This is a genomic window from Nocardia sp. NPDC058497 (assembly GCF_042720195.1).
Lineage (GTDB): Bacteria > Actinomycetota > Actinomycetes > Mycobacteriales > Mycobacteriaceae > Nocardia.
In genome coordinates this window covers 1-5,026 of record NZ_JBHXMY010000445.1, presented here as the reverse complement: position 1 = coordinate 5,026, position 5,026 = coordinate 1, and the positions used below count along the sequence as shown (strand labels likewise).

Annotated in this window: 6 protein-coding genes and 1 pseudogene; 6 read left to right on the top strand and 1 reads right to left on the bottom strand. The window is 69.8% G+C overall.

Annotated elements, in window-relative coordinates; translation table 11 throughout:
* Window positions 1-1,031: pseudogene (locus ACFWPJ_RS24355) on the bottom strand (nicotinate phosphoribosyltransferase); the annotation flags it as partial.
* Between the two features lie 61 nt (window positions 1,032-1,092).
* On the opposite strand from ACFWPJ_RS24355, the gene clpS reads away from it, so the two are divergent.
* The 6 genes from clpS to ACFWPJ_RS24325 all read left to right on the top strand — a co-directional run bounded on the left by clpS (window position 1,093) and on the right by ACFWPJ_RS24325 (window position 4,919).
* Window positions 1,093-1,443: an ATP-dependent Clp protease adapter ClpS gene (gene clpS, locus ACFWPJ_RS24350; protein WP_378854704.1), complete on the top strand. Its 351-nt coding sequence runs from the start codon at window positions 1,093-1,095 to the stop codon at window positions 1,441-1,443.
* Between the two features lie 13 nt (window positions 1,444-1,456).
* Complete coding sequence (locus tag ACFWPJ_RS24345; protein WP_378854703.1) at window positions 1,457-2,026, top strand: DUF2017 domain-containing protein; 570 nt, start codon at window positions 1,457-1,459, stop codon at window positions 2,024-2,026.
* Window positions 2,027-2,050: 24 nt separating this feature from the next.
* Complete coding sequence (locus ACFWPJ_RS24340) at window positions 2,051-3,109, top strand: P1 family peptidase (protein WP_378854702.1); 1,059 nt, start codon at window positions 2,051-2,053, stop codon at window positions 3,107-3,109.
* Between the two features lie 110 nt (window positions 3,110-3,219).
* Complete coding sequence (locus tag ACFWPJ_RS24335; protein ID WP_378854701.1) at window positions 3,220-3,639, top strand: Mov34/MPN/PAD-1 family protein; 420 nt, start codon at window positions 3,220-3,222, stop codon at window positions 3,637-3,639.
* Window positions 3,640-3,673: 34 nt separating this feature from the next.
* On the top strand, window positions 3,674-3,952 hold the full coding sequence (locus tag ACFWPJ_RS24330; RefSeq protein WP_189034718.1) for a MoaD/ThiS family protein: 279 nt from the start codon (window positions 3,674-3,676) through the stop codon (window positions 3,950-3,952).
* Window positions 3,953-3,956: 4 nt separating this feature from the next.
* A complete protein-coding gene (locus ACFWPJ_RS24325) occupies window positions 3,957-4,919 on the top strand; it encodes a PLP-dependent cysteine synthase family protein (protein ID WP_378854700.1) in 963 nt (320 codons plus the stop codon).
* The last annotated feature ends 107 nt before the right edge of the window (window positions 4,920-5,026 follow it).

The window sequence follows — 5,026 nt, the reverse complement described above, 5'->3', positions numbered from 1 at the left end:
TTGGGGGTGATGCGCTTGGCGCCGGTATTGCCGTCCACAACCACCAGTTTGTAGACCTGGCCCGGGGTCGGCGCCCCGCACCGGGTGACCCCCGCGGTGCCGCCGCCTTACACGTCGACCGGTTCGGCGCGCAGGGCCGCGATCGAATATTCGTCCAGGTCACCGGAGACGACGATGCGGGTGCCGGTGGCGCCGAGCCCGTCGAGCTGGTCGCGGACCTGCCTGGCCAGCACGCCGAGGTCGCCGGAGTCGATCCGCACGCCGCCCAGCTCGGGGCCCGCGACCTCGATGGCCGTGGCGACGCCCCTGGTGATGTCGAAAGTGTCGACGAGCAGGGTGGTCCCGACGCCGAGCGCGTCGATCTGGCTGCGGAAGGCGGCCGCCTCGTGCTCGCCGTCGGCGCCGCTGTGCAGCAGCGTGAACGCGTGCGCGCTGGTGCCCGCGCCCGGCACGCCGAAGCTGCGCACGGCCTCCAGATTGGAGGTCGCGTCGAAACCGGCCAGGTAGGCGGCCCGGGAACTCGACGGCGCGGCCAGTTCGTGGGCGCGCCGCGAACCCATCTCGATCATCCGCCTGCCCGCCGCCGCGCTCACCATGCGCGCGGCCGCCGAGGCGATGGCGCTGTCGTGGTTGAGGACCGACAGGGCCAGCGTCTCGAGCAGCACGCATTCGGCGAAACTGCCGCGCACGGTCAGGATCGGCGAACCGGGGAAGTACAGCTCACCCTCGGCATAGCCGTCGATGTCGCCGGCGAAGCGATATTCCCGCAACCAGTCGACGGTGGCCGGGTCGAGGAATTTCGCGACCACCGCGAGCTCGGCGTCACCGAAGCGGAAGTGGGCCAGCGCGTCGAGCAACCGGCCGGTGCCCGCGACGACGCCGTAGCGGCGGCCGTTGGGCAATCGCCGGGCGAACACCTCGAACGTGCACTGGCGATGCGCCGACCCGTCGGCCAGCGCGGCGGCCAGCATGGTCAGCTCGTACTGATCGGTCAGCAGCGCGGTGCTGGCGACCTCGTCCTGGATCTGCACACGAGAAACTGTAGTCACCGCAGGTGTTGTTTCTCCGCGCCCTCGTCGTACCCTGGGTTTTATGGCCGTGTGCAATACCGTTCGAGCCGGCGCCGCCACCGACGCCGTGAACGCCGCACTATCAGCGGCGCAGGCGATGCCGGAGGCTGTCGAGAACACCGAGATCCTCGAGGCGGAGGACCGACCATGGGTCACCGTCGTCTGGGACGATCCGGTGAACCTCATGCACTACGTCACCTACATCTTCCAGAAGCTGTTCGGCTACAGCAAAGCCAAGGCGACCGAGTTGATGCTGCAGGTGCACAACGAAGGCAAGGCGGTCGTGTCCTCCGGATCACGGGACAAAATGGAACAGGACGTGCGCCGACTCCACGCCGCGGGGCTCTGGGCAACCATGCAGCGCGACGACTGAGTACCGTAGCCCTGTGCGCAAGTGGAGCAGGAAGAACTCGCTGAGTGGCCTGAAGCTTCGATCCGAGATGGACGAGCACGAGGCCACCGTTCTGCGCTCCCTGATCGGCGCCGTGTCCGGGTTGCTGAGCGACCGCGCCTCGGAAGCGCCCGAGGACGAGCTGGCCGCGCTCACCGGCCTGCGCACCGGCAACTCGACCCCGCCCGACGATCCGCAGCTGCTGCGCCTGCTGCCCGATTTCCACCGCGCCGAGCCCGGTTCCCCCGACGCCAAGCGCGCCGATCTCAACGCCGCGCTGCGCAGCCTGCACGAGCCGGAGATCATCGACGCGAAACTGGCCGCGGGCCGGATCGTGCTCGACAGCTGTCCCGAGGCGGGCGGCAAGATCGTGCTCACCCCCGAACAGGCCGACGGCTGGCTGGCCGCGCTCACCGACGTCCGGCTGGCGCTGGGCACCTTGCTCGACATCGACGACGACACGCCCGAGCAGCTCGATCCGAGTGATCCGCGCGCGCCGCATCTGGACGTCTACCACTGGCTGACCTGGATGCAGGACTCGCTGCTGCAGGCACTCGCCCCCTGATCCACCCGCGTTTAGGGTCGACGGATGCGCAGCGCTCCCGGTCCACGCAATGCGATCACCGATGTGGCAGGCGTGCTGGTCGGCCATCATCAGGTGCTCGACGACGACGTCACCCTCGGTACCGGCGCCGCGACCGGCTGCACCGTCGTGCGGGTCCCCGGCGGCGCGGTCGCCTCGGTGGATGTGCGCGGCGGCGGGCCCGGCACCAGGGAAACCGATCTGCTCGATCCGGCCAATACGGTCCGTCAGCTGCACTCGGTGCTGCTCACCGGCGGCAGCGCGTACGGTCTGGCCGCCGCCGACGGCGTCATGCGCTGGTCGGAGGAACACGGCGAGGGCATCCCGATGGACCCGTCCGATCCGGGCCGGGTGGTGCCGATCGTGCCCGCCGCGGTGATCTTCGATCTGCCGGTCGGGGCGTGGGACATCCGGCCCGACGCGGACTTCGGTTTCCGGGCGGCGGAGGCGGCCTCGGCCGACTTCGCGCGCGGCACCGTCGGCGCGGGTGTGGGCGCGCGGGCCGGTTCGCTCAAGGGCGGAATCGGTTCGGCGAGCGTGGTTCTCGCCGACGGACCGGGCGCGGGTGTCACCGTCGGGGCGGTGATCGTCGCCAATCCCGTCGGCTCGGTGGTCGATCCGCGCACCGGTCTGCTGTGGGGCGCCGGCACCGACGGTCCTGGCTTCTTCGGGCTGCGGCCGGGTACGGAAAAAGAGATCGCCGCGCTCAACGCGTTGCCGGTGAAGAGCATCGTGCTCAACACCACGATCGGCGTCGTCGCGACCGACGCCGCGCTCGACCCGATCGCCTGCCGCAGGCTCGCCGCCACCGCCCACGACGGGCTGGCCCGCGCGATCCGTCCCGTGCACTCCCCGCTCGACGGCGACACCCTGTTCGCGCTGTCCACCGGCGCGATCGCGGTGCCACCGGCCCCACTGCCCGGCGCGTTCCCCGGTGACCTGCTGCTGCTCGACCAGCTGTGCACGGCCGCCGCGGTCGTCGTCGAGCGGGCCGTCGTCGACGCCGTGCTCAGCGCGACCTCGATCGCCGGAATCCCGGCCTATCGCGATCTGTTCCCCCGCTGAGGCCCTGGTGGGGACCGGTGTGCGCGCCGCCAGGAATACCCGAATAGGGTGGGTGGTTGTCGAGGTGGTGCTCGACGGCACGCGGGAAAGATGTGGAAAGGTTCGAGGAAGTGCTGGTGATCAGGGCCGATCTCGTTGACGAGATGGTGGCGCACGCGCGCGCCGACCACCCCGACGAGGCCTGCGGCATCATCGCGGGACCCGAGGGCAGCGACCGGCCGGAGCGCTTCGTCGCCATGGTCAACGCCGAACGTTCGCCCACCTTCTACCGCTTCGACTCCGGTGAGCAGCTGAAGGTCTGGCGCGCGATGGACGACTCCGACGAGACCCCCGTCGTCATCTACCACTCGCACACCGCCACCGAGGCCTACCCGAGCCGCACCGACATCTCCTACGCCTCCGAGCCGTTCGCGCACTACGTGCTGATCTCCACCCGCGACCCCGAGCGGCACGAACTGCGCAGCTACCGCATCGTCGACGGCGAGGTCACCGAAGAACCCGTGCGGATCGTCGATTCCTACGACGCCTGAACCCACCGAACCAAGTCACACCCGAGGAGTCCTCATGCCGGTAACCGTGTCCATTCCGACCATCATGCGAGGTCTCACCGGAGGCGAGAAGCGCGTCCAGGGCGAGGGCTCGACGCTGTCGGCGCTGATCGAGAACCTCGACGCCAGCCACCCCGGTCTGGCCGAGCGGCTGCTCAAGGACGGCAAGCTCAACCGCTACGTCAACATCTACGTCGACGACGAGGACGTGCGCTTCGCCGGTGGGCTGGAGGCCGAGGTGCCCGCGGGCGCGTCGGTCACCATCCTGCCTGCCGTCGCCGGCGGCGCGCGCTGACATCGTGGCCCGCTACGAATCGCTCATCGCGACGCTCGGCAACACCCCGCTCGTCGGGTTGAAGACGCTGTCCCCGCAGTGGGACGGCGAGAACCACGTCCGCCTGTGGGCCAAGCTCGAGGACCGCAATCCCACCGGGTCGATCAAGGACCGGCCCGCGCTGCGGATGATCGAGCAGGCCGAGGCCGACGGGCTGCTCACGCCAGGCTGCACCATTCTGGAGCCGACCAGCGGCAACACCGGGATCTCGCTGGCCATGGCGGCCAAGCTCAAGGGCTACCGGATCGTCTGTGTGATGCCGGAGAACACCTCGGTGGAGCGGCGTCAGCTGCTCACCATGTTCGGCGCCGAGATCATCGATTCGCCCGCCGCCGGTGGGTCGAATCAGGCCGTGGCCATGGCCAAGGAGATCGCCGCGCAGAACCCGGACTGGGTGATGCTCTACCAGTACGGCAACCCGGCCAACGCGCTCGCGCACTACGAGACGACCGGACCCGAACTGCTCGCCGACCTGCCCGAGATCACGCATTTCGTCGCCGGGCTCGGGACCACCGGCACGCTGATGGGCACCGGGCGGTTCCTGCGCGAGAACGTGCCGGGCATCGAGATCGTCGCCGCGGAGCCGCGCTACGGCGAACTGGTGTACGGCCTGCGCAATATCGACGAGGGGTTCATCCCCGAGTTGTACGACGAGACGGTGCTGACCACCCGGTTCTCCGTCGGGCCGTACGACGCGGTGAAGCGCACGCGCGAGCTCGTCGGCGAGGAGGGCATCTTCGCCGGCATCTCCACCGGCGCGATCCTGCACGCCGCGCTCGGCGTGGCGAAGAAGGCGCAGAAGGCGGGCAAGCGCGCCGATATCGCGTTCGTCGTCGCCGACGGCGGCTGGAAATACCTGTCGACCGGCGCCTACGACGGCACCTTGGACGAGGCCGAAGAGAAGCTCGACGGCCAGCTCTGGGCTTGAGTTGTTGGAGCGCTGGCGCGCTCGAGGTCGCGGCCCCTCCTGTCCCGCCGGTGGCCTGCCCTCCTCGAGGTCGGGCGTGCGGGCTGGGTAAGTCGGTACCCTTGGCT

What these genes read in the sequence shown, in the direction of transcription:
- clpS (WP_378854704.1), top strand. Translation starts at nt 1,093, where the DNA reads ATGGCCGTGTGCAATACCGTTCGAGCCGGCGCCGCCACCGACGCCGTG.
- ACFWPJ_RS24340 (WP_378854702.1), top strand. Translation starts at nt 2,051, where the DNA reads ATGCGCAGCGCTCCCGGTCCACGCAATGCGATCACCGATGTGGCAGGC.
- ACFWPJ_RS24330 (WP_189034718.1), top strand. Translation starts at nt 3,674, where the DNA reads ATGCCGGTAACCGTGTCCATTCCGACCATCATGCGAGGTCTCACCGGA.